The sequence below is a fragment of the Bradyrhizobium sp. LB14.3 genome, assembly GCF_040547985.1.
In the GTDB taxonomy this organism is placed as follows: Bacteria; Pseudomonadota; Alphaproteobacteria; order Rhizobiales; family Xanthobacteraceae; genus Bradyrhizobium.
Genome location: NZ_JBEPQT010000004.1, coordinates 402,257 through 425,957 on the forward strand (window position 1 = coordinate 402,257; position 23,701 = coordinate 425,957).

The 23,701-nt window shown below is 64.0% G+C and carries 23 protein-coding genes; 16 read left to right on the plus strand and 7 right to left on the minus strand.

What is annotated here, in order from left to right; all coding sequences use genetic code 11:
- Positions 1-94: 94 nt before the first annotated feature.
- The 3 genes from ABIB00_RS12125 (at position 95) to ABIB00_RS12135 (ending at position 3,552) form a co-directional block, all read left to right on the plus strand.
- Entirely contained in the window at positions 95-1,342 is a 1,248-nt protein-coding gene (locus ABIB00_RS12125; protein ID WP_354104473.1) for an acyl-CoA dehydrogenase, read from the plus strand.
- Between the two features lie 132 nt (positions 1,343-1,474).
- Positions 1,475-2,719 carry an acyl-CoA dehydrogenase gene (locus ABIB00_RS12130; RefSeq protein ID WP_354104474.1) on the plus strand — a complete coding sequence of 415 codons (1,245 nt, stop codon included), beginning with the start codon at positions 1,475-1,477 and terminating at the stop codon, positions 2,717-2,719.
- Positions 2,720-2,853: 134 nt separating this feature from the next.
- Positions 2,854-3,552: a nitroreductase gene (locus ABIB00_RS12135; RefSeq protein WP_354050688.1), complete on the plus strand. Its 699-nt coding sequence runs from the start codon at positions 2,854-2,856 to the stop codon at positions 3,550-3,552.
- A gap of 111 nt (positions 3,553-3,663) precedes the next feature.
- On the opposite strand, the gene ABIB00_RS12140 is transcribed toward ABIB00_RS12135, so the two are convergent.
- Both ABIB00_RS12140 and ABIB00_RS12145 read right to left on the minus strand, forming a co-directional pair.
- Positions 3,664-4,212 carry a sigma-70 family RNA polymerase sigma factor gene (locus tag ABIB00_RS12140; protein WP_007597240.1) on the minus strand — a complete coding sequence of 183 codons (549 nt, stop codon included), beginning with the start codon at positions 4,210-4,212 and terminating at the stop codon, positions 3,664-3,666.
- Positions 4,212-4,442: a NepR family anti-sigma factor gene (locus tag ABIB00_RS12145; RefSeq protein ID WP_026232505.1), complete on the minus strand. Its 231-nt coding sequence runs from the start codon at positions 4,440-4,442 to the stop codon at positions 4,212-4,214. The genes ABIB00_RS12140 and ABIB00_RS12145 overlap by 1 nt, the downstream gene beginning before the upstream one ends.
- 220 nt (positions 4,443-4,662) lie before the next feature.
- On the opposite strand from ABIB00_RS12145, the gene ABIB00_RS12150 reads away from it, so the two are divergent.
- From ABIB00_RS12150 to htpG, 4 genes are all read left to right on the plus strand, one after another.
- On the plus strand, positions 4,663-5,469 hold the full coding sequence (locus tag ABIB00_RS12150) for a response regulator (protein WP_247351040.1): 807 nt from the start codon (positions 4,663-4,665) through the stop codon (positions 5,467-5,469).
- A 161-nt stretch (positions 5,470-5,630) separates the two neighbouring features.
- Positions 5,631-6,230, plus strand: a complete 600-nt coding sequence (locus ABIB00_RS12155) for a nuclear transport factor 2 family protein (protein ID WP_354104475.1) — start codon at positions 5,631-5,633, stop codon at positions 6,228-6,230.
- A gap of 256 nt (positions 6,231-6,486) precedes the next feature.
- On the plus strand, positions 6,487-6,900 hold the full coding sequence (locus ABIB00_RS12160; protein ID WP_247339564.1) for a hypothetical protein: 414 nt from the start codon (positions 6,487-6,489) through the stop codon (positions 6,898-6,900).
- Positions 6,901-7,020: 120 nt separating this feature from the next.
- Positions 7,021-8,898 (plus strand): molecular chaperone HtpG, encoded by a 1,878-nt coding sequence (gene htpG, locus ABIB00_RS12165; protein WP_354104476.1) that lies wholly within the window; start codon positions 7,021-7,023, stop codon positions 8,896-8,898.
- Between the two features lie 28 nt (positions 8,899-8,926).
- Here htpG and ABIB00_RS12170 read toward each other — a convergent pair whose 3' ends face one another.
- Positions 8,927-12,064 (minus strand): multidrug efflux RND transporter permease subunit, encoded by a 3,138-nt coding sequence (locus tag ABIB00_RS12170; protein ID WP_354104477.1) that lies wholly within the window; start codon positions 12,062-12,064, stop codon positions 8,927-8,929.
- A 419-nt stretch (positions 12,065-12,483) separates the two neighbouring features.
- Between ABIB00_RS12170 and ABIB00_RS12175 the strand changes: the two genes are divergently transcribed.
- Together ABIB00_RS12175 and ABIB00_RS12180 are read left to right on the plus strand one after the other, a co-directional pair.
- Positions 12,484-12,765 carry a DUF3551 domain-containing protein gene (locus ABIB00_RS12175; RefSeq protein WP_354104478.1) on the plus strand — a complete coding sequence of 94 codons (282 nt, stop codon included), beginning with the start codon at positions 12,484-12,486 and terminating at the stop codon, positions 12,763-12,765.
- Between the two features lie 33 nt (positions 12,766-12,798).
- Entirely contained in the window at positions 12,799-13,068 is a 270-nt protein-coding gene (locus ABIB00_RS12180; RefSeq protein WP_354104479.1) for a DUF3551 domain-containing protein, read from the plus strand.
- Between the two features lie 44 nt (positions 13,069-13,112).
- Here ABIB00_RS12180 and ABIB00_RS12185 read toward each other — a convergent pair whose 3' ends face one another.
- Positions 13,113-13,832 (minus strand): SGNH/GDSL hydrolase family protein, encoded by a 720-nt coding sequence (locus ABIB00_RS12185; protein WP_354104480.1) that lies wholly within the window; start codon positions 13,830-13,832, stop codon positions 13,113-13,115.
- 383 nt (positions 13,833-14,215) lie between these two features.
- Between ABIB00_RS12185 and ABIB00_RS12190 the strand changes: the two genes are divergently transcribed.
- The 6 genes from ABIB00_RS12190 (at position 14,216) to ABIB00_RS12215 (ending at position 20,195) form a co-directional block, all read left to right on the plus strand.
- Entirely contained in the window at positions 14,216-16,030 is a 1,815-nt protein-coding gene (locus tag ABIB00_RS12190; protein WP_354104481.1) for a long-chain-acyl-CoA synthetase, read from the plus strand.
- 141 nt (positions 16,031-16,171) lie between these two features.
- Complete coding sequence (locus ABIB00_RS12195; protein ID WP_015688794.1) at positions 16,172-16,417, plus strand: acyl carrier protein; 246 nt, start codon at positions 16,172-16,174, stop codon at positions 16,415-16,417.
- Positions 16,404-17,786, plus strand: a complete 1,383-nt coding sequence (locus ABIB00_RS12200; protein ID WP_354104482.1) for a class I adenylate-forming enzyme family protein — start codon at positions 16,404-16,406, stop codon at positions 17,784-17,786. The genes ABIB00_RS12195 and ABIB00_RS12200 overlap by 14 nt, the downstream gene beginning before the upstream one ends.
- Complete coding sequence (locus tag ABIB00_RS12205) at positions 17,779-18,501, plus strand: SDR family NAD(P)-dependent oxidoreductase (RefSeq protein WP_354104483.1); 723 nt, start codon at positions 17,779-17,781, stop codon at positions 18,499-18,501. Before ABIB00_RS12200 ends, ABIB00_RS12205 begins: the two co-directional genes overlap by 8 nt.
- Positions 18,502-18,627: 126 nt before the next feature.
- Positions 18,628-18,837 (plus strand): hypothetical protein, encoded by a 210-nt coding sequence (locus tag ABIB00_RS12210; RefSeq protein WP_354104484.1) that lies wholly within the window; start codon positions 18,628-18,630, stop codon positions 18,835-18,837.
- A gap of 206 nt (positions 18,838-19,043) precedes the next feature.
- Positions 19,044-20,195, plus strand: coding sequence for a DUF3095 domain-containing protein (locus tag ABIB00_RS12215; RefSeq protein WP_354104485.1), 1,152 nt, complete (start codon positions 19,044-19,046; stop codon positions 20,193-20,195).
- On the opposite strand, the gene ABIB00_RS12220 is transcribed toward ABIB00_RS12215, so the two are convergent.
- The 3 genes from ABIB00_RS12220 to ABIB00_RS12230 form a co-directional block, all read right to left on the minus strand.
- Complete coding sequence (locus ABIB00_RS12220; protein WP_354050706.1) at positions 20,192-20,626, minus strand: DUF2147 domain-containing protein; 435 nt, start codon at positions 20,624-20,626, stop codon at positions 20,192-20,194. The two genes, ABIB00_RS12215 and ABIB00_RS12220, sit on opposite strands and share 4 nt — an antisense overlap.
- Before the next feature lie 105 nt (positions 20,627-20,731).
- Positions 20,732-22,117, minus strand: a complete 1,386-nt coding sequence (locus ABIB00_RS12225; protein ID WP_354104486.1) for an MATE family efflux transporter — start codon at positions 22,115-22,117, stop codon at positions 20,732-20,734.
- 82 nt (positions 22,118-22,199) lie between these two features.
- Positions 22,200-22,727, minus strand: a complete 528-nt coding sequence (locus ABIB00_RS12230) for a GNAT family N-acetyltransferase (RefSeq protein WP_354104487.1) — start codon at positions 22,725-22,727, stop codon at positions 22,200-22,202.
- Between the two features lie 237 nt (positions 22,728-22,964).
- Between ABIB00_RS12230 and ABIB00_RS12235 the strand changes: the two genes are divergently transcribed.
- A complete protein-coding gene (locus ABIB00_RS12235; protein WP_247445116.1) occupies positions 22,965-23,561 on the plus strand; it encodes a superoxide dismutase in 597 nt (198 codons plus the stop codon).
- Positions 23,562-23,701: the final 140 nt, after the last annotated feature.

The window sequence follows — 23,701 nt, forward strand, 5'->3', positions numbered from 1 at the left end:
AGAGCCGGGACCCAGGGGCCGCAATGGACCCCGGATCTGCAGCGCACCACTTCGTGATGCGCAGCGTCCGGGGAATGAACCGAGAGATGAAATCATGAACTTCGAAGACACCCCGCAGGAGGCCGCATTCCGCGCCACCGCTCGCGCTTGGATCGCGGCGAACGCGCCGCAACAGTACGAGGACGAGCTGCGCAAATCCTCGCTCGGCCGCACCCAGCTCAAGAACGCCAACATCCTGGAAGTGGCAAAGGCCTGGCAGAAGAAGAAGGCCGACGCCGGCTGGGCCTGCCTGCATTGGCCGAAGGATTATGGCGGCCGCGGCTCGTCGCCGATCGAGCGCGTGATCTGGCAGCAGGAGGAGGGTCCCTTCGGCAAGCTGTCCGGCATGTTCATCATCGGCCACGGCATGTGCGGGCCGACCATGATGGCATTCGCGCGCGAGGAGCATAAGCGCAGCTATCTGCCGCCGCTCGCCTCCGGTGAAAAGGTCTGGTGCCAGCTGTTCTCCGAGCCGGCCGGCGGCTCGGATGTAGCGGGCCTGCGCACGCGCGCGGAAAAGGACGGCGACGAATGGGTCATCAACGGCCAGAAGATCTGGACGTCGGGCGCGCACTACTCGGATTACGGCATCCTCCTGACCCGCACCGATCCCAATGTGGCCAAGCACAAGGGCCTCACCATGTTCTTCCTGGACATGAAGAGCCTGGGCGTCGAGGTGCGGCCGATCAAGCAGGCCAGCGGTGCCTCCGATTTCAACGAGGTCTATTTCACCAATGTGCGCATTCCCGATCACCAGCGCCTCGGCGAGGTCAATGACGGCTGGAACGTGTCGCTGACCACGCTGATGAACGAGCGCATGTCGATCGGCGCCGGCGTCTCGACCGGCTTTCCGGAGCTGTTTGACTATTGCTCAAGCCTGATGCTCGACGACGGTCCCGCGATCGAGGATCGTGCGGTGCGCGCGAGGCTGGCGAACTGGGCGGTGAAGGCGAGCGGCCTGCGCTACACCAGCATGCGCGCGATCTCGGCGCTGTCGAAGGGCGAACGTCCGGGACCGGAAAATTCCATCGGCAAGCTGGTGGCGGGATCGATGATCCAGGATGTCGCGACCTATGCACTCGATCTTCAGGGCGCCGCCGGCGTGGTCAGCGGTCCTGAAGATGCCGAGGTCGCCGGCCGCTTCCAGGCGATGCTGCTGCGCGCGCCGGGCACGCGTGTCGAAGGCGGCACCGACGAGATCATGCGCAACATCATCGCTGAGCGGGTCTTGGGCCTGCCCGGCGACATCCGGGTCGACAAGGACGTGCCGTTCAACAAGATCCCGACCAAGGGAAGAGGCTGACCCTCATCCTGAGGAGCCGCGGAACGCGGCGTCTCGAAGGATGAAGGCCCCACTGGGGCCTCGTGGTTCGAGACGGCGCTACGCGCCTCCTCACCATGAGGGACTAACACCGAGCAAGAACTGAGGTTCGCCATGAATTTCGATGACACCCCGCAGGAAGCCGCATTCCGCGAGACCGCGCGCAAATGGGTCGACGCCAACGCGCCGAAGGAGTTTTTGGCGGAGCTGTCAAAATCCTCGCTCGGCCGCATCCGGCTTGCACAGCACGACATCGTCGATGTCGGCAAGGCCTGGCAGAAGAAGAAGGCGGAGGGCAACTGGGCCTGTCTGCACTGGCCGAAAGAGTATGGCGGCCGCGGCGCCACGCCGATCGAGCGCGTGATCTGGCAGCAGGAGGAAGGCGTCTACGGCAAGCTGACCCAGCCGTTCCAGATCGGCGAAGGCATGTGCGGCCCGACCGTGATGGCGTTCGGCAGCGAGGACGCCAGGCGCCGCCATTTGCCGAAGCTCGCCGCGGGCGAGGAGATCTGGTGCCAGCTGTTCTCCGAGCCGTCGGCCGGCTCTGACGTCGCGGGCTTGCGCACGCGCGCGGAGAAGAAGGGCGACAATTGGGTCGTCAACGGCCAGAAGATATGGACCTCAGGCGCGCACTATTCCGACTATGGCCTTTTGATCGCGCGCACCGATCCCAATGTGCCCAAGCACAAGGGCCTCACCATGTTCTTCCTGGACATGAAAAGCCCCGGCGTCGAGGTGCGCCCGATCAAGCAGGCCAACGGCATGCAGGAGTTCAACGAGGTCTATTTCACCGACGTCGTCATTCCGGACAGCCAGCGCCTCGGCGCCGTCGGCGAGGGCTGGAGCGTGTCGCTGACCACGCTGATGAACGAGCGCATGTCGATCGGCTCCCGGCTTGCGACCGGCGTCCCCGAGATGTTGGAGTTTTGCTCCAACCTGATGCTGGAGGACGGCCTCGCCATCGACGATCCCGCCGTACGTTCAAAGCTTGCGAGCTGGGCGGTGAAGTCGAGCGGGCTGAAATACACCAGCTACCGCGCGATCTCGGCGCTGTCCAAGGGCGACAGGCCGGGGCCGGAGAATTCGATCGGGAAGCTGGTGTCCGGCATGATGCTCCAGGACATTGCGACCTACGCCATGGACCTCCAGGGCGCGGCCGGCGTTCTCACCGGCGTGGACGAGGAGACGGTGCAGGGCCAGTTTCAGCAGATGCTGCTGTCCTCGCCCTCGATGCGCATCGCCGGCGGCACCGACGAGATCTTGCGCAACATCATCGCCGAGCGCGTGCTGGGACTGCCGGGCGACATCCGCGTCGACAAGGACGTGCCGTATAACAAGATTCCGACGAAGGGACGTTGATATCTCGTGTCCCGGACGCGCGAAGCGCGAGCCGGGACCTGGGAGCCACGATGGACAGGCCACAATGGGCCCCGGCTCAGCGCCGCATCACTTCGTGCTGCGTCGCGTCCGGGGCACGAAAAGCGAGCTAGGCAATGGACGCTAAAGTGAACCAAAACGACCGCATCGGCGTGCTCGAAGAGCTCCTCAACGAGCGCTATTCGGTGCGTGCCTTCCTGGCCAAGGACGTCGATCGCGCGACGATCGAACATTTGCTGACTACCGCGCAGCGCACGGCGTCGTGGTGCAACAGTCAGCCCTGGCAGGTGATCATCGCCAGCGGCGAGGCCAGGGAGCGCTTCCGCAAGCTGATTTACGCGGAAGCATCCGGCGGGCTCGGCGACGATTATGACTTCACGCCGCCGCGCGAGTATGTCGGCGCCTATCTCGAACGCCGCCGCGAGAGCGGTTTTCAGCTCTACAACACGCTCGGCATCGTCAGGGGCGACAAGACGGCCTATGCGAAGCAGGCGCTGGAGAACTACAATTTCTTCGGCGCGCCGCATGTGGCCATCATCCACACCAACGAGCCGCTCGGCATCTACGGTGCGATCGATTGCGGCGCTTATGTCTCGAACTTCATGCTGGCCGCGCAGGCGCTCGGGGTCGGCACGATTCCGCAGGCGGCGCTGGCGCGCCACTCCGGCCTGATCCGCCGCCATTTCAATCTGCCTGATGACCGCCGCATCGTCTGCGGCATCTCGTTCGGCTATGCCGACAACGCCCACAAGGTCAACAGCTACCGCACCTCGCGTGCGAGCGTGGCCGAGACCGTGACCTTCGTGGACGAGTGATCGCCGCCACGCTACCCGCCATCCATAAGCCCGCATCAGGTTTTCAGACGCGCGAAGACGGCCGCGGAAGCGGCCGCCTTCGTCTTGTTTAAGTCCGATTGACGCCCGCCGCTATCCGCCGCTGCCGCCGATCACAGCGCGGATGGTCTCGTCGGGCCCGAAATCCTCGGCACCGTCGACATAGAGCAGTGCCGCGAGCTTCGAGCGCGCGCGGTTGACGCGGCTCTTGATCGTGCCGACTGCGCAGCCGCAGATCGAAGCCGCATCCTCGTAGGAGAAGCCGGAGGCACCGACCAGGATCAGCGCTTCACGCTGGTCCTGCGGAAGCTTATCGAGCGCCGTGCGGAATTCCTCGAACTCGAGATGGGCGTTCTGCGAGGGCTGTGTCTTCAGCGTCTTGGCATAGTTGCCTTCGGCATCCTCGACTTCCCGCCGCCGCTTGCGATAGTCGGAGCGGAACAGGTTGCGCAGGATCGTGAACAGCCACGCCGGCAGGTTGGAGCCGGGCTGGAACGAGTCGATGTTGGCAAGCGCGCGCAACAGCGTCTCCTGAACCAGATCGTCCGCGCGGTCCGCATTGCCGCTGAGCGAGATGGCGAACGCGCGCAGGCTGGGCACGGCCGCCAGAATGTCGTTACGCAGGGAGTCGGTGAGAGGCATCAATCCCTCCCATTGTTGTCGTTGGATCCGCCACCATTTTCTACTTGGGGTGTCGCTCCTGGCGCATCAAGCTTCTTGATGAGTTCCGCGAACCGGTCCGGAACGCCCTGCCGCACCACGTCGTCGTACATGGCGCGCAGCTGATGGCCGATCCGGGATTGGATTTCCGGAGTGAGCCCTCCTTTGCCGGGGGTCGTGCTTTTGCTTGCTTGAGACTTGAGATCTTTCATGACCTGTTCCACGTTTCCCCGAGTTAAGTGACTGTAAAATCGAGAAGTTCTCTCAACCGGGAGCCGTTCCCTGGATAGGCTCAATTCGAGCTGCGAGAAAAAGTTCCGCCCCGATGCGGAACTTTTCTCGGTCTGAAGCGTAATCAGCCCAGCAGGGGAACCCGGGCCCCCCGCGTAACGTCTGCACGTCAAGGTCGGCCCGAAGATGAATGGAGTGGGGATGTCCCGTTCACAGCTTGTTGCTGAACACTTGCCTTTGCTGCGCCGATACGCGCGCGCCCTGACGGGCAGCCAGTCATCCGGTGACGCCTATGTCGCAGCCATGTTGGAAGCCATGCTGGGAGATCCGTCGGTGCTCGACGAGAGCCACGGGCCCCGCGCCGGCCTGTTCCGGCTGTTCACCCAGATCTGGAATTCCGTTTCCGTCAACGACGATTCCGAGGTGACGAACCTGCCGATGCCGCCGGAGCGACGGCTGTCGAACATCACGCCGCTGCCGCGGCAGGCCTTTTTGCTGCTCTCGCTTGAGGGATTCTCGGAAGAGGAAGTCGGCTACATTCTCGGCACCGACGTCAGCGAGACGCGCCGGCTTGCGGATGCCGCCGGGCGTGAGATGGCCGTCGAGATCGCCACCGACGTGCTGATCATCGAGGACGAGACCTTCATCGCCATGGACCTCGAGAGCCTGGTGAAGAATCTCGGCCACAATGTCGTCGGCGTCGCCCGCACCCACGCCGATGCGGTCGCGCTGGCCAAGAACAAGCGGCCCGGCCTGATCCTCGCCGACATCCAGCTCGCCGACGGCTCGTCGGGCCTCGACGCCGTCAACGAGCTGCTCCGCACCTTCGAGGTGCCGGTGGTGTTCATCACCGCGTACCCGGAACGCTTCCTCACCGGCGAACGTCCCGAGCCGGCGTTCCTGATCTCAAAACCGTTCCAGCCGGCGATGGTGTCGGCGGTGGCGAGCCAGGCCCTGTTCTTCCAGCGCAACTCGCGCAACCGCGCGCCGAAAGTACCGGCGGCGTAAGGAAGGCGCCTGCGCCCGGCATTTGACGACATCTGATCCGGCGTGCCGCAAGGTGCGCCGGATTTTTGTTGACCGGCTGCCGCGCTTGACGGCCGTCGAATTTCGCCGCTCATACCTCGTGCAGCGGCCGTTGCAGCCGCAGTGCCATCGGAGACGTGTTCATGGACCAAGAACTCCTCGACCGCCTCGCCATCCGTGACCTCGTCGAGAATTGGGCGGTGTGGCGCGATGCCGGCGACTGGGAGCGTTTTGCCACCGTCTGGCACCAAGAGGGCTGGATGTCCGCCACCTGGTTTCAGGGGCCGGCGCGGGATTTCATGCGGGTTAGTCAGGAGGGGTTTGCCAAGGGCGTGCGCATCCTGCATTTCCTCGGCGGCACCAGCATCGACCTCGAGGGTGCGCGCGCCATCGCACAGACCAAGATGACCATCTCGCAGCGCGCGCCGGTGCACGACGTGCCCTGCGACGTCGTCTGCACCGGACGCTTCTACGATTTCCTGGAGAAGCGACAGGGGAAATGGGGCATCGTCCGCCGCCAGCCGATCTACGAGAAGGACCGGATCGATCCGGTCGATCCCGCCGCGACACTTCAGCTCGACCAGAAAGCCCTCGCCGCGCTGCCCGAAGGCTACCGCCATCTCGCCTACATGCAGGAGCTGATCGGCTACAAGGTCAAGCGCGACATGCCCGGCCTGACTGGGCCTGAGGTCGAGAAGCTCTATGGCGAAGGGCGGGCGTGGCTGGCGGAAAAGGCGAAGTGAAGCCCAGACAGAAGTGAAGCCCAGACAAAAGTAAGGCGCGACTGGCATCACCACAGTCGCGCCCTACGTCGCCGGCTTATGGGGCAGGGGGGAATAGCCGGCTGTTGAAACGACTCCCCGCCGCCGGAGTCGTTCCAGGCGGTTGCGAAATTTTTTGCCAGGGTCCTGCACACGGTTAAGTGATCTTAACGATTGAGAACTCCCGGTCCTCTGCTCCGTTGTTCCCGCATCGCCATGGGGCGAGGGACCGATAGATATGTCACAGATTCAAAAGGTATTTTTGGGCGCCGTCGCGATTGCCGCAACGCTCGGCGCCGTCCAGGTGGGCGCAGTGCAGCTGGCCTCCGGCCATGATCTGGCCGACCGCTGGCAGGCTGTTGCAGACAAGCCGGGCCATAACGTCAATCGTTCCAGCAAAGCCGACCGGCTGCCCGATATCAAGCAGGCGGGGGTCCCGACCCGCACTGTGTCGATGCGGCTGAACGACCTGGCTGACACGTCGGTGCTGCTGCGCATCCCCGCGGTGATCGAGACCGGCAATGCCAAGCCGCCGGTGCTGCTCCCGAACCAGAAGCAGAGCCGCAAAAAGCCGACGATTGCCTGCGAGCCGATGGTCAGCTCCCTGACCGAGGTCGCAAAGCTGCTCCAGCCCGGCCGCTGTGTGACCTGATCGGCATGGACCGGGATAAGTCGCCCTCCGCGGGGAGGGCGATTGTTCACGTCCACTTGATCCACTACCCCATCGCGTTATATCCCGGGTCTCTTCCCCTTCGATTGACCGGGTGAACGCATGACGACGTCAGACACGGCTGTGCATACGCAGCCCTTCCAGGCCGAGGTTTCCGAGCTTTTGCACCTGATGGTGCACTCCGTCTATTCCGAGACCGACATCTTCCTGCGCGAGCTCGTCTCCAACGCATCGGACGCCTGTGACAAGCTGCGCTATGAAGCCATCGCCGGTCCGGCGCTGCTGGGCGAGGGCGACGTTCTCAAGATTCGTATCATTCCGAACAAGACCGCGGGGACGTTGACGATCGCCGACAATGGCATCGGCATGGAGCGCCAGGAGCTGATCGACCATCTCGGCACCATCGCCCGCTCCGGCACCAAGGCGTTCGTCTCGAAGCTGAAGGAAGCCAAGGACGGCCTCGGCCTGATCGGTCAGTTCGGCGTCGGCTTCTATTCCGCCTTCATGGTCGCCGACAAGATCGTCGTGGTCAGCCGCCGCGCCGGCGAGAGCGACGTGTGGACCTGGACGTCCTCCGGCGGCTCCGGCTTCGAGATTGCGCGCGCAAGCGATGAGGAAGCGGTGCGCTTGGCACGCGGCACCGAGATCGTCCTGCACCTCAAAGACGACGCGAAGAAGTATCTCGAGACTTACGAGATCGAGCGCATCGTCGGCGCCTATTCCGACAACATCCTGTTCCCGATCGAGCTGGCGCCGGAAGAGGGCGAGCCGCGCCAGATCAATTCGGCGAGCGCGCTGTGGCAGCGCTCCAAGTCCGAGCTGACAGCCGAGGATTACAAGAAGGCGTATCAGCAGATCGCATCCGCCTTCGACGATCCCGCGATGACGCTGCACTACCGCGCCGAAGGCCGCTATTCCTACGCCGTGCTGCTGTTCGCGCCGTCGACGAAACCGTTCGACCTGTTCGAGCCCTCGCGTAAAGGTCGCGTCAAGCTCTACGTCCGCCGCGTCTTCATCACGGATGACGCCGATCTGTTGCCGGGCTATCTGCGCTTCATCCGCGGCGTCGTCGACAGCGAGGATCTTCCGCTGAACATCTCGCGCGAGATGCTGCAGAACAATCCGCAGCTCGTGCAGATCCGTAAAGCGGTGGCGACGCGCGTGGTAAACGAACTCGAAAGCCTTGCCGACAAGGACCCGGAGAACTTTGCGAAGATCTGGGAGGCCTTCGGCGCGGTGCTGAAGGAAGGTATCTACGAGGATTTCGAGCGCCGTGAAAAGCTGCTCGCGCTGTCGCGTTTCACCACGACTTCGGGCGAAAAGCGCTCGCTCAAGGACGTCATCGCCGATTTCAAGCCGAACCAGACCGAGATCTATTATCTCGTCGGCGACAGCATCGAGCGGCTGAAGTCGAGCCCCCGGCTCGAGGCGGCGACAGCGCGCGGCATCGAAGTGCTGCTGCTTTCCGATCCGGTCGACGCCTTCTGGACCTCGATGCCATCGGAGTTCGAGGGCAAACCGCTGAAGTCGCTGAGCCAGGGCGACCTCAACCTCGACCTGATTCCGCGCGTCGACGAGGCGGACGAGGCGAAGAAGAACGAGCCGGCCGCCGACGAGGCTGCCACCATCGCCGTGATCAAGGCCGCGCTGGGCGAGCGCGTCAGCGACGTCAAGGCCTCGACGCGCCTCACCAGCTCCGCCTCCTGCCTCGTCGCCGACAGCCAGGGCCCGAGCCGCGAACTCGAGCGCATCCTGGCGCAGCAGAACCGCGGCATGCGCACCAAGCCGATCCTCGAGATCAATCTGCGCCATGCGCTGGTCACGGCGATCACCAAGGCTCAAGCCGGCTCGAAGGTGGTCGATGACCTTAGCCTGCTCCTGCTCGAACAGGCGCAGATCCTGGATGGCGAACTGCCGGAAGACCCTGCGGCGTTTGCGGCGAGGTTGAACCGGCTGGTGTTGCAGGGGCTCGGCGGATAGCAGCCACGGGCCATATGCTCCGCTGCGCTCATTCCGCCGCGTGATCCTTCTGCTCGTCGCGCGCGGCGGCGGCCTGCGGCTTCTTCTCCATCCAGCGCGAGAGCAGGTCGGAGAAGCGGTCGAGATAGAGGTAGACGACCGGGGTCGTGAACAGCGTCAGCGCCTGGCTCACGAGAAGGCCGCCGACCATCGCATAACCGAGCGGTTGGCGGATTTCGGAACCGGTGCCGCTTCCGAGCATCAGCGGCACGCCACCGAGCAGGGCAGCCATCGTCGTCATCATGATCGGGCGAAAACGCAGCAGCGCCGCCTGGCGGATCGATTGCTCCGGGGTGAGATGCTGCTCCCGTTCGGCCGCGATGGCGAAATCCACCATCATGATGCCGTTCTTCTTGACGATGCCGATCAGGAGAATGACTCCGATCAGGGCAATCAGGCTGAAGTCGAAGCCGAAGATCATCAGGATCGCGACGGCGCCGACGCCGGCCGAGGGCAACGTGGACAGGATGGTCAGAGGGTGGATGTAGCTCTCGTAGAGCACGCCCAGGATCAAATAGACCACGACCAGTGCGGCGAGGATCAGCAACGGCACGGTGCTGAGCGATTGCTGGAACGCCTGCGCGGTGCCCTGAAAGCTCGTTGCCAGCGCCGGCGGCGCCCGCATCTCGCCGACCGCATGCAGCACCGCGTCGGTCGCCTCTCCCAGCGCAACGCCCTCGGCGAGATTGAAGCTGATCGTCACCGAGGGGAATTGGCCTTGATGCGAGATCGCGAGCGGGCGCACGGGCACATTGGTCCAGTTGCAGAACACCGAGAGCGGCACCTCGTCGCCGGTAAGCGGCGATTTGAGATAGAGCTTGTCGAGCGTACCGAGCTGGCCTTGTAGATCCGGCGTGATCTCCAGGACGATGTGATAGCTGTTGGTCTGGGTGAAGTATTGCGCCACCTGACGCTGGCCGAACGCGTCATAGAGGGTATCATCGATCAGCTGCGGCTGGATGCCGTAGCGTGCGGCGGTGTCGCGATTGATCCTGAGTTGAACCGTCGTGCCTTCGGTTTGCTGGTCGGTCGCGACGTCACGCAGTTGCGGCAGTGTCTTCATCGCGGCGAGGATTTTCGGCGCCCATTCGTTCAGTTCGGCGAGGTTGGCGTCCTGGAGCGTGAATTCGAACTGGGTGCGGCTGGCGCGGCCGCCGAGACGAACGTCCTGCGAGGCCTGCATATAGAGCTTGGCGCCCTCGACCTTGGCGATCTTGGGCCGCAGCCGCGCGATGATCTGCTGTGCGCCGGCGTCGCGCTCCTCCCGCGGTTTCAAGGTGATGTACATGCGCCCCGAGTTCAGTGCCGTACCGCCGCCGCCGATGAACATCGCGATCGAATCGACGGCGGGGTCGGCCTGCACGATAGTGTTGAGCTCCACCTGGCGCCGTTTCATCTCGGCAAAGGAGATGTCCTGGGGCATCTCGGACACGGCTGTGAGGAAGCCGTTGTCCTGTTGCGGGAAGAACCCCTTCGGGATCAGGACGAAGAGGTAGACCGAGAGCGCTACGGTCGCGAAGAAGATGCAAAGGGTCACGAAACTGTGGCGTAGCGCGACATCGAGCCCGCGTTCGTAGGCGCCGAGCACGCTTTCGAACATTCGTTCGCTCCACTGATAGAAGCGGCCGTGCCGGGCCTCGTGATTGGCACGCAGGAAGCGCGAGGCCATCATTGGCGTCAGGGTCAGCGACACCACGAGAGAGACGAGGATCGCCATCGCCAGCGTGACCGCGAATTCGCGGAATAGCCGGCCGATGATACCGCCCATCAGCAGCAACGGGATCAGCACCGCGATCAGCGAGATGCTGATCGAGACGATGGTAAAGCCGATTTCGGCCGCACCCTTGTACGCCGCAGCAAGCGGCCTCTCGCCCTGCTCGACGTAACGGGTGATGTTCTCCAGCATCACGATGGCGTCGTCCACCACGAAGCCGACCGCGATCGTCAGCGCCATCAAGGAGAGGTTGTCCAGCGAATAGCCGAAGGCCCACATCAGCGAGCAGGCTCCCAGTAGCGCCAGCGGCACGGTGATGCTCGGGATGATCGTGGCCCAGAAGCTGCGGAGGAAGATGAAGATCACCATCACCACGAGCGCGATCGTGGTCATGAGCGTGATCTGCACGTCCTCGACGGCGGCGCGGATGGTGATGGTGCGGTCGCTGATGATCTTGATTGAGATCGCGGGCGGGATCGCCGCGATCAGCCGCGGCAGTTGCGCCTTGATCCGATCGACGGTCTCGATGACGTTGGCGCCGGGCTGCTTGAAGATGACGAGGAACACGCCGCGCTTGCCGTCGGCCCAGGCCGCCGTCTTCATGTCCTCCGGCCCTGCCACTGCCTCGCCGATGTCGCGGATTCGCAACGGCGCGCCGTTGCGATAGGCGACGATGACGTCCTGCCAGTGCTGGGCCTGGGTGAGCTGGTCGTTGGCGTAGATCGTGTAGGCACGCCTGGCGCCGTCGATGCTGCCCTTCGGGCTGTCGGTGGTCGCAGCCGCGATCTGGGCGCGCACGTCCTCCAGCGACAGGCCCTTGGCGACGAGCTTGGCCGGATCGATCTGTATGCGGACCGAGGGCTTCTGCTGCCCGCCGACGAACACTTGCGCGACGCCGGATAGCTGGCTGATCTGCTGCGCGAGCTGCGCGTCGGTGCGGTCGCTGACGACGGTCAGCGGCAGTGTATCCGACGTCGCGGACAGGATCATGACCGGCGAATCCGCCGGGTTGACTTTGCGATAGGTAGGAGGCGAGGGCAGGTTCTTCGGCAGTTGGCCGCTCGCCGCATTGATCGCGGCTTGCACGTCACTGGCGGCGGCGTCGATCCTGCGGTTGAGGTCGAACTGGATGGTGATCGACGCCGAACCCAGCGAGCTGGTCGACGTCATCTGCGTGATGCCGGGGATCTGCGCGAGCTGGCGCTCGAGCGGCTGCGCCACGGAAGAGGCCATGGTCTCGGGGCTGCCGCCGGGAAGCGAAGCCGAGAGCTGAATGGTCGGAAAGTCGACCTGGGGCAGCGGGGCAACCGGCAGCAGAGGATAGGCCACGAGGCCCACGAACAGGATGCCCGCCATCAGCAGTGAGGTGCCGATCGGATAGCGGATGAACGGAGACGAGAAGCTCTCTTGCATGCCCTGACACCACCAGCCTGGCCAGCGCATCTTCTCCCCGCGCACGGCGGAGCCGCGCCCGAGAGCGAAAGCGCGTTTCCTTCAGCCCATTTGTTTGTTGATTGCCCTGGAACGTCGTCGGTCCGGGGCCGGCGTTGTGATCGAAAGACTAGTCCGTTCGCTCCGGCCAGCGAACGAATTCCTGCGCCGGATGCTTGCGACCTTTGTCGAAGGAGAGCTGCAGCGAGTTATGCGTTCCGCGCAGGCCGGAAAAGGGGGACTTTCCGCTTTCGCATCCTTGCGGCGCTGTCCCTCATCCGTTTCGCCGCGTGTCACAAGCGGGAGAGCTATGGAATAGGAACAATCGCTTCTTCCGTGCGGTTGTGCCATATCGAAATGGCATAACGCGTGCCGTTGCCACCGATTCGAGGAACTGTCCGATGCGCCTGCCGATCCTGACCCTCACCGCGATTGTCACGCTGTTCGTTGCGGCAGATGCCGGCGCCCAGACCTATGATCCGCGGTACCCGGTGTGCATGCACGTCTACACGCCCGGCGGCTTCGGCGGGGGCGGCGGCGACTATTTCGACTGCTCCTTCACCTCGCTGCCGCAGTGCCGCGCCACGGCGTCGGGCCGCTCGGCGAGCTGCGACGTCAACCCCTATTACGCCTTCGACGAACCGCCGCCGGCGCCGCGCCGGCGTCACAAGAAGGTGCACTAACGATTGGCCATTGCGATGTCCGGGACATTTTTCATGCGTTGCTCATTCGGCCTGATCGCGATCGTCGGTGCATTGCTTGCAGCCGCGCCGTCGCATGCGCAAACATTCGACCCACGCTATCCCATCTGCATGCATGTCTATTCGGGCGCGAATGGCGGTGGCGGGGAGTGGTACGATTGCTCCTTCACCTCGCTGCCGCAGTGCCGCGCCACCGCTTCGGGCCGCTCCGCGAGCTGCGATCTCAATCCGTATTATCCGTTCAACGCACCGCCGCAGCGCTTGCGCCATCAGCGAGGCGGCTAGCACTCGCCGCTCGTTCGGTCGTCGATCCGACGGAGCATGAAGAACTACGTGCAGTGTGCGTCTCCGGAGGGCGGCGCCTTGTCGGCCGCGACGGCGATCGCGTTGGTCAATTCCCAGGTCATCTTGTCTGTGGTCCAGTCGCTTGCGTGCAGCCTGTCGCCATCGCCGGGGTCGACCATGCGGTCGAACGAAATTTTTGCAACATCGTGCCAGGCCTTCATCAGCGCGAAGCGACGAAAGACGTTGACCCTCGTTGCATGGGCGATCTCGCTGATCGCCCCGACCATCGCGTTCGTCTTGTCGGCCTTGGCCGGTGTCAGCAGCGCCGGCACATATTGCAGGTCCATCAGGATCACGTCGATCCGTTTGGCGCCGAGCAGCCGGTCAACACCGTCACGGATGGCCTGCGTGGTGTCCTTGAACGATGGGGGATTCTGTTGCCACACTGAATTGGTGCCGACCTGCCAGACGACGAGATCGGGGTTCAGATCGAAGACGTCATGGTCGAACCGCTTCAGCTCCAGACGGGCCTCTTCGCCGCCGACGCCCCGGTTGATCACCTCGATTGCGACATTTGGAAATTTTATCCGCAGGTCCGCCAGCAGCCGCTGCGGATAGGGCGCGATGCCTCCTTCGCCCGCCGTGGTCGACGAGCCGATCGCGACCACCTTAACCTGTCCGTCCTTCAGGCGGCTGGCAAAATTGGTCAGCGGCTGCTCGAACGGCGCGGCCTGGACAGGAAACTCTGACGAGTCGAGAGCCACGGTCGTCTCCCTTTTGCAACCCGGACAATGCAGGGTAGAAAAGCTTAGACCGTTTACCCGGGGCCGCCTAGCCTCGCGCGCCCTGATACAGGTCGCTACTCCTTCCTGATCCCCGACAAGCATGAAGGAAATGTCGCTTGGTAATCATGACGCTCTTCAGTTCACCTGCGCCCCGCAAGCAGGAGAAGGGGACACGCGCGGCGCGTCCCAAGGCAACTGGCTTTGCTATCGCAAGAATTGCGCAGCCGCGCACGCCGATCCCACGGGCTTGGTAAAGGATGACCAGAGTTAATCGCGCACTAACCGGGTTTTACCTTGTCTCTTAACATCTGGGCAGGGCATGCGCGCTAAGTTTAGGGAAACAGCAGACACGTTCCGAAAGAATGAACGGCATGACCATTGGCGTCATCGAGCAACCGAAAGCCGCGCGCGCACCTTCGGCTTCAAAGATCTGGCTGAAGGCCATCGAGCTCACCGCGCGGATCGAGACGCTGCCGGGCCGGCTATTCGCCGACATCGTCGACGATTGGGCGCAGCGCCAGCCCGATCGCGTCGCATTGGTCGCCGATGACGCAAGCCTCGACTATGAGGGGCTCTCGAAACGCATCAATCGTTATGCGCGGTGGGCCCGCTCGGCCGGTGTGGCCAAGGGCGAGACTGTCGCGTTGATCATGCCGAACGGCATCGACTATGTCGCGGCCTGGCTCGGGATCAGTCGCGTCGGCGGCGTGGTCGCGCTGATCAACACCAAGCTCGTCGGCCAGTCGCTCGCGCATTGCATTGATGTCGCAAAGCCCGCTCAAATTATCGTCGCGCACGAGCTCACGAAGGCGCTGGACAGCGCGTCGCCGCACCTGCAGACGGAAGCAAAGGTCTGGACCCATGGTGATGCCCGCGGTGGACGCGCGATCGACGTCGCACTTGCCGCGCTCAATGACGGCCCGCTTTCTCCGGACGAGCGTGGCGACGTCACCATCAACGATCGGGCCCTGCTGATTTACACGTCCGGGACCACCGGCCTGCCGAAAGCGGCCAGCATCAGCCACCGCCGCATCCTGAACTGGGGCTTTTGGTTTGCTGGCCTCACCGGCGCAACGCCTCAGGATCGGCTTTACGACTGCCTGCCGCTGTTCCACTCGGTCGGCGGCATCGTTGCACCATGCAGCATGCTGGCCGCCGGCGGCTCGGTGGTAGTCGCGGAAAAATTCTCGGCATCGAATTTCTGGCCCGAGATCGTGCGTCACGATTGCACGCTATTCCAATATATCGGCGAGCTCTGCCGCTATCTTCTGAAGGCGCCGCCGTCCGAATACGAGAACCGGCATCGCCTTCGTCTTGTCTGTGGCAACGGCCTGCGCGGCGACATCTGGGAAGATTTCCAGGCCCGTTTTGCAATCCCCCGCATCCTCGAATTCTACGCGGCGACCGAAGGCAATTTCTCGCTGTTCAACGTCGAGGGTCAGCTCGGCGCGATCGGCCGCATCCCGCCGCTGCTCGCGCATCGTTTCCCTGCCAGCCTCGTCAAGCTCGGTCCCGATAGCGGCGTGCCGCTGCGCAATGCAGAAGGCTTTTGTATCCCCTGCGCGCGCGGCGAGGCCGGCGAAGCCATCGGCCGCATCGGCACGGCGGATGCGGGCGGCGGTCGCTTCGAGGGCTACACCGAGGCGAGCGAGACCGAGAAGAAGATCCTGCGCGATGTCTTTGCCAAGGGCGATGCCTGGTTCCGCACCGGCGATTTGATGCGGCTCGACGACAAGGGCTTCTTCCACTTCGTCGATCGCATCGGCGATACCTTTCGCTGGAAAGGCGAGAACGTGGCGACCTCGGAGGTCAACGACGCCGTGCGCGATTTCACCGGCGTGATCGACGCCACCACTTACGGCGTCGGCATCCCCGGCACGGATGGCCGCGCCGGCATGAGCGCGATCGTGGTAAACGAGGGCTTTGACGTCGCGGCGCTGCCCGTACATCTGGCGCAGCGTCTGCCGGCTTACGCATGCCCCGTCTTCATGCGCATCTCGCGCGAGCTCGATGCGACCGAGACGTTCAAGCAGAAGAAGGGCGAGCTCGCGCGCGAGGGATTTGATCCGGGGGCGATCTCCGATCCCCTGTTCATGCTGGACCCGAAGACCGGCGCCTACGTTGCGCTGGATGCGAAGACCTATACGCAAATCAACGAGGGTACGATCCGGCTTTAACCGCGTGAGAATCCGCCAGATAGGTCCAATTTTATCCGAATTGTCCAAGAAGCCATTTACTTCTGTCGGGTAAACAAACGGGCATGGGAGGCGGTCATCAAGAGCCGCCGCAATACGAACGACAACAGAAGCGAGCCAGCCATGTCGGTACGGTCTAAAGTCATTGAAGCGATCCAGCAGATCGCCAAGGAGCAGCACGTCACGCTTCCCGCGCTCTCGGACGATCTGTCCCTGCACGAGACGGGCTTCGACTCGCTCGCCTTCGCCATCCTGGTGGCGCGCCTCGAGGACGAGACCGGCGTCGACCCCTTCACCATCTCCGAGGACGCAGCGTTCCCCGCCACCGTGGGCGATTTTGTGCGGGCCTACGAAAATGTCCCCGCGTGAGATCTTTGCGCTCCGCGACCATCTTGGCGCGGAGCTGACGGGCCGCACGCTGTCGGACGCGCACGATGTCGTGTCGCTGACGGATATTTTGTCGCACACGGTCCTGGGTGGCCGCCTGCGCGAATTGTCCGGCCGCGCAGTGCTGCTGAAATTGTCCGATCAGCTCCGGTCGGGCCTTGCCATGATCGAGCTCGACAGTATCGCCCGTCGCATGCTGCTGTGCCCGCCCGATCTCAACCCGGCGCATCTCGATGCGCTGATCGCGGATGCCGGGATCGATGCCGTCGTCACCGACGAGCCGGATCGCTGGGCCGATACCGGCGTGCCGCTGGTCGTCACCGCGCAATTGCCGCTTCAGGTCGCCGCCCCGGCCAGGACCGAACGCGCCACGGAATGGCTGATGCTCACGTCGGGCACGTCGGGCGTGCCCAAGATCGTTGGCCATACGTTGGAGGCACTCACCGGGGCGATCATCGCCGAAGGCCCCGCGAAGGGGCCCGCGCCAGTGTGGGCAACGTTCTACGACATCCGCCGCTATGGCGGCCTGCAAATCTTCCTCCGCGCCGTTCTCTCCGGCGGCTCGTTGGTGCTGTCCGATCCGCATGAGGTGCTCAGCGATCACGTCACGCGGCTGAAGGCGCGCGGCGTCTCCCATATCTCAGGCACGCCCTCGCACTGGCGCAAGCTGTTGATGAGCGGCTCGGCCGCTCAGTTTGCGCCGCGCTACGTCCGCCTCTCTGGCGAGATCGCCGACCAGGCGGTGCTGGACGGCCTGAAGGCGGCGTTCCCGAATTCATCCGTCGGCCATGCCTATGCCTCGACCGAGGCCGGCGTCGGCTTCGCCGTCAATGACGGGCTGGAAGGCTTCCCGGCCGACTATCTCGGCAGCCGCAACGGTGTCGAGATGAAGGTCGTCGACGGCTCGCTCCGCATCCGCTCGACGCGCACGGCGCACGCCTATATCGGCCGCAATGCGGCTGCGCTCACCGATGACGACGGATTTGTCGACAGCGGCGATATCGTCGAATTGCGCGGCGACCGGTACTATTTCGTCGGCCGCCGCGGCGGCATCATCAATATCGGTGGGCTGAAGGTTCACCCTGAAGAGATCGAGGCGGTGATCAACCGACATCCCGACGTGCGTATGTCGCGGGCGAAGTCGCGCAAGAGCCCGATTACCGGCGGCATCGTCGTCGCCGATTTGATCCTCGCCGACGGCACCGATCCGGCGCGCGCCAAAGAGATCCGCGACCAGATCCTGAATCTGTGCCGCGCGCAGCTCGCGTCCCACAAGGTGCCGGCGGTGATCCGCTTCGTCGAGGCGCTCGACGTCACCCCGGCCGGCAAACTGGCGCGCACCGATGCATAATGTTCTCGTCACCGGCGGTAGCCGCGGTATCGGCCTTGCGATCGGCAAGCGGCTTGTTGATGCCGGCTACAACGTGATCGCGGCGGCGCGGCGCGAGAGCGACGAGCTCAAGGCCGCGATCGCCGGGTCGGAGGGGCGCCTGCATTTCCGTGCCTGCGACCTCGCCGTAATCGACGCGATCCCGGCCTATGCAAAGCTCGTGCGCGACGAATTCGGCCCGGTCTACGGCCTCGTCAACAATGCCGGCCTCGGCACCGAAGGCCTGCTCGCGACCATGCACAATTCCGAGATCGAGGCGCTGGTGCAGCTCAACGTGCTGTCGCCGATCATCCTCACCAAATATGTCGCGCGGCAGATGATGGCCGATGGTGTGGGCCGCATCATCAACATCTCCTCGATCATTGCGACGACAGGCTATAACGGTCTCTCGGTCTATGGTGCGACCAAGGCCGCCGCGACCGGCTTCACCCGCTCGCTCGCGCGCGAGGTTGGCAAGCTCGGCATCACCGTGAACGCGATCGCGCCCGGTTTCATCGATACCGAGCTCACGCACAATCTTTCCGACGAAGGGCGCAAGCGCATCGCCGGCCGCAGCGCGCTGCGTCGCTTGCCGGAGATGGATGACGTCGCGCGCATGGTGGAATATCTGCTCGGTGAGGGCGGCCGCAACGTCACCGGCACCGTGTTTACGATCGACGCGGGGAATACGGCGTAAGCGGAACCCGGTCGCCATAATTGCGTTGATCCGGCGCAATGACATCAAGCCGGATTTGGTCGTAAGATGCCCCCGAAATCGATTGGGTTATGTCAATCGATCTGCCCCAATTGACAGGAGCAGTCCATGACCACGCCAAACATGACCGCTTCAAATCCCGACCGGACCGAGCCATCTCGCGCCAAGCCGGACGATGTTCATTGCCCGCCGATGACGCAGCAGAATTCCGGCAGTCACGGCTATGAAATGTATCCGCAGCAGTTCGTGCGTCTGGTCGGCTGCCACGACGCATCGCTCGAAGCCTTGCGCAAGCATGAGGACGAGAAGCTGCACTAGCGGGGATCGTCCATCGGAAGAACTCTGGCGTCGGGCTGGCGCTGCGTCAGCCGATGGCGCGATTGTCTTGTGCTGAAATGAACCGGCACCTTGTCGTTGAGGTCGTTTCGGCCAATGATGGTGCGACCTTCGGGCGAGCCGGCCGGCGAACCCGAAGCGATCCCGCCGCGTATCTTCCCTCATTCGAAACTTGACCGGCAACCGCAATGTCAGCCGCTTCCTTCTACGGCAGCATTCCCGTCTTTCGCGGCTTCACCAGCCTGATGGACCCCGCATTGTATTCGCCGCTGCCGGACGACTGGAGTGTCGGCGTTGCTGACATCGTGGATTCCACCAAGGCGATCGCGGCGCAGCGCTACAAGGCGGTGAACATGGCCGGCGCCGCCGTGATCGCAGCGGTGACAAACGCATTGGAGGGACGCGAATTCCCGTTCGTGTTCGGCGGCGACGGCGCGAGCTTCGCGGTCGCGCCTCGCGATCTCGAGCCGGCCCGCGGGGCTCTGGCTGCGACCGCAACCTGGGTGCGGGAAGATCTCGATTTGGGGATGCGCGTCGCGCTGGTGCCGGTGAGTGCCATCCGAGCGCAGGGCCTCGACGTGCGCGTCGCGCGCTTCGGTCCGTCGGCCAATTTGTCCTATGCGATGTTTTCGGGCGGCGGGCTTGCCTGGGCCGACGCCGCGATGAAGCGCGGCGACTTTGCCATACCCGAAGCGCCCGCGGGCACGCAGCCCGATCTCTCCGGCCTGTCCTGCCGGTTCGAGGTGATTCCGGCTGCGCGCGGGCTGATTTTGTCGGTGCTGGTGATGCCGACCCAGGGCGCCGATCCGCGAGCCTTCCGCAAGGTGATCGAGGATGTCATCCAGCTAGTCGAGCGCAGTCCGGATGCCGGTCGGCCCGTGCCGCCGCAAGGGCCGCCGCTGACATGGCCGCCGCAGGGGCTTGACTATGAGGCGCGCACCAAGCGCGGAGGTCCGCTGCTCGCACGCCGCGCCAGCGTGCTGGCCTACACGCTCTTCGTCTATCTGATCATGCGCTTTGATCTCAACGTCGGCGGCTTTGTACCGAAGCGCTATACACGTCAAGTCGTGGAGAACTCCGACTTCCGCAAATATGACGATGGCCTGCGCATGATCCTGGACTGTACGCCGGAACTCGAACGCGCCCTCAGCAATCGTCTCGCCGCGGCCGCGCGCGACGGCATCGTGCGCTATGGTCTCTATCAGCAGGACGCCGCGATGATGACCTGCTTCACGCCGTCGGCGCTGCGCAGCGATCACGTCCATTTCATCGACGGCGCGCGGGGCGGCTACGCCTCGGCGGCCACGGCGCTGAAGGCGATGATCGCGGGAGCGAGCTAACGCCCCGCGCGCGTCCAGGTTTCGCCGCCGCAGAGCGCGCCGACGCAGCCTTCGACGCGCAGCGAATCCGCTGATGTCACGCTGACGCTGCTGGCATAGGTGCCGCCGTCATCGGCATTGTAGATCTGGCCGGACCATTTGTTCGGCCCTGAAGGCTGCATGCCGTTGAACAATGGCAAGCCGATCATCGGGCGCCTGGCGAGGGCGGGATTGGGATTCTTGTTGTCGGTGGCGGGCTGGCCGGTCGCGGTGTCGTGGGGTTCACGCAGCCAGACGACATTGCCGCAGATGCCGCCGCCGCATTTGCTGATCTTGACGCGGGCGTCGCCGGCTTGGGTCTGCCAAGTCCCGTCGGCGCTCTGCGCACGGGCGGCAGTCGCGCCAAGTAGCGCAGCCAGGAGGACGATGAGAGCAGCGAATCTGGAAGTCATGGAGAGCCCCGAAGTGGAGCGCCTCCATAGCAGCCTGGCGGGATAGTGCAACGCTGGATGGAATCACATTCCTGCGCTTACTTGCCTGCGCTTATTCACCTGCGCTCATTTGTCCCAGCGCACGAAGGCGACCGAGGCCGCGGTCGAAAGCCCGAACACGACCATGGCGCCGCCGATCAGCGCGAACAGGGTCCAGGCCGGCGCCTGCGCCATCATCAGGCCAACGCCGCCGATCGCGACGATCAGAAGCCGCGCGGTGGAGGCGAGCACGGGACCGCCGACGCGCGCCGCGCCTTGCGAGGAGAAATACAGCGACACGCCGATACCGAAGAACACGAACGCCGGGCCGGCCCAGTGGAAGTAGCTGTGCGCCGCGGCGGAAACGCCGGGATCCCTCGTGAACAGCGCGACCCACAGCGACGGCTCGAGCGCGATGACGAGGCCGATCAGGCCGACTGTGAGTCCCGAGGCCGCAGCCGCGGTCCAGGCCACGCGCCGCGCGCGTTTCAACTGCCCCGCGCCGATCGCCAAGCCGACCATCGGGACCGAGGCGATGCCGAAGGCGAAGGTGATCGGGATCAGCAGAAATTCCAGGCGCGAGCCGATGCCGTAGCCGGCGAGCATCTCGGTGCCGAAGGTGGCGAGAATCCTCGTGAAGATCAAAATGGTGAACACGGTCTGGAGCGGCGACAGACAAGCCACCGCCCCGACCTTGAGAATGTCGAAGAACATTGCGCGCTCGAAATGGAAGGCGCGGACCTTCAGCGGCAGCCGGCTGCGCCCGGACAGGAGATACCAGAGCAAGAAGATCGCGGCGCAGCTGAACGCGACCAGCTGGCCGGCGGCAACGCCGGGCATGCCGAATTGTGGCGCGCCGAACAGGCCGAGCCCGAGCGTGCCGCCGAGCGCGATCTGGAGCACGCTCGCCCCGATCAGGGTCATCGAGGGCAGGCGCATGTCTCCGGTGCCACGGATCACCGAGGCCAGCGTGTTGACGAGCCAGATCGCGACCGCGCCTGAGAACAGCATTTGCGAATAGCCGCTGGCTTCCTCGAGCACGCGCTCGCGCCCACCGAGCAGCATGAAGAACGAGCGGCCGAAGGCGAGCATCATTACCGTAAAGAACAGCCCGCCGCAGAGACCGATGATGGCGGCATGCAGCGCCAGCGTCGCGGCGCGGTCGCGATCTCCCGCGCCGAGCGCGCGGCTGATCGCGGACGAGACGCCGCCGCCCATCGCGCCCGCGCTCATCATCTGCGTTAGCATCGCGAACGGAAACACCAGCGCGATGGCGGCCAGAGGAATGGTGCCGAGCCGGCCGATATAGGAGGTCTCGGCGATCGCAACCAGCGTGCTGCCGACCATCGCGATCATGTTGGGAATCGCGAGCTGCAGCAGCGTCGGCAGGATCGGTGCCGTCAAAAGACTGGTGATTGAGGAGGCGACCGGGGCACGCGGCGGCACGGCGTCTACGGAGGCGTCGATCGTCATGTGTTACCGCGCGGAATATTAGATGATGTTCGACATATTATAGGACGTGCGGCGCAGGCACCAACCTGCCGTCACGCAGGGCTCACCACGGGAGACCGCATAGGTCGATGGTGCCCAGCGTCGGCGCGCTGACGATGTCGAAGACGTAGGGCGCCATGTGGGTGAACCGGATCCGTCCCGCCGGCTGTTCGCAATAGACCTCGCCGGTGAAGGGCCTCCATTTGCGAGCCTCGTAGAACGCAAAATTATGTGGCTCGCAGAACAGCAGCGCGAAGCGGACCGCCTCGTTGGCGCGCATGGTGTGCACCGCGGCGTCGATCGCCATGGTCGCATAGCCGCGGCCGCGGCGGTCCTCGCGGGTGCAGACACCGCCGATGCCGCCGACGTGAACCTTCTGCCCGTTCCAGCTGACTGTCCGGAAGTAGATGCCGACATGGCAGACGAGACCATCCTCGGGCGTCTCGATCAGCACGCGCAGGTCGGCATTGGCCCATTTGACGTGAGCCCAGGGCTGCTTCTCGACGCTGTGGCGCGGCCAGACCGCGTTGTGCAGCGGCTCCGCGATCGACCACGAGGCGTCGCCGTTCAAAATGTCGATCTCGATGCTCATGGCTCTCTCTTTTGCATCTCCGCCCTGTCAGTGCGTTCGTTCTGCCATAAGCACCTCAAAGGCAATGACATTTTAAGGCCCGGTTGAAATGCCCCAGATCCTTGCGACGATTTTATGCAATCGGGCCAAGCGTCTGCATCACCCGTTTTGGCAAATTCGCGGTATTTAACGGCAAAGGAACCTTCTATAAGGTTGACCGTTAAGTCTCGTTCCCCCATCAGTCGCGGACAACAACCCATGACCTTTACGCTGCCCCCACTCCCTTACGCCTATGACGCCCTCGGGCAATTCATGTCGAAGGAAACGCTCGAATTCCACCACGACAAGCATCATCAGGCCTACGTCACCAACGGCAATAACGCGCTCAAGGGCACCGAATGGGAAGACAAGTCCCTTGAGGAGATCGTCAAGGGCTCGTTCGGCAAGAACCCCGCAGTGTTCAACAATGCCGGCCAGCATTACAACCACATCCACTTCTGGAGCTGGATGAAGCCTAATGGCGGCGGCACCAAGCTGCCGGGCAAGCTCGAGAAGAAGATCAACGAGGACCTCGGCGGCTTCGAGAAGTTCAAGACGGACTTCCAGGCGGCGGGCGTCGGTCAGTTCGGCTCGGGCTGGGCCTGGCTCCAGGTCAAGAACGGCAAGCTGGAGATCGCCAAGACCCCGAACGGCGAGAATCCGCTGGTGCACGGCGCCACCCCGATCCTCGGCGTGGACGTCTGGGAGCACTCCTACTACATCGACTATCGCAACCGTCGTCCGGATTATCTCAAGGCGTTCGTCGAAAACCTCGTGAACTGGGAATACGTCGAGTCCCTGTTCGACAAGGCCTGAGGCTTCACGCGTTCGGGTTCGGCTTTGCCGCTCCTGAATGACGGGATTGAAAAGGCGGTCGCATGCGCGGCCGCCTTTGATGCTTACGGAGTTCGTCTGTGCCTCGCATGGCTCTGCGCAGGGGGCGCAACGCTCCCGCC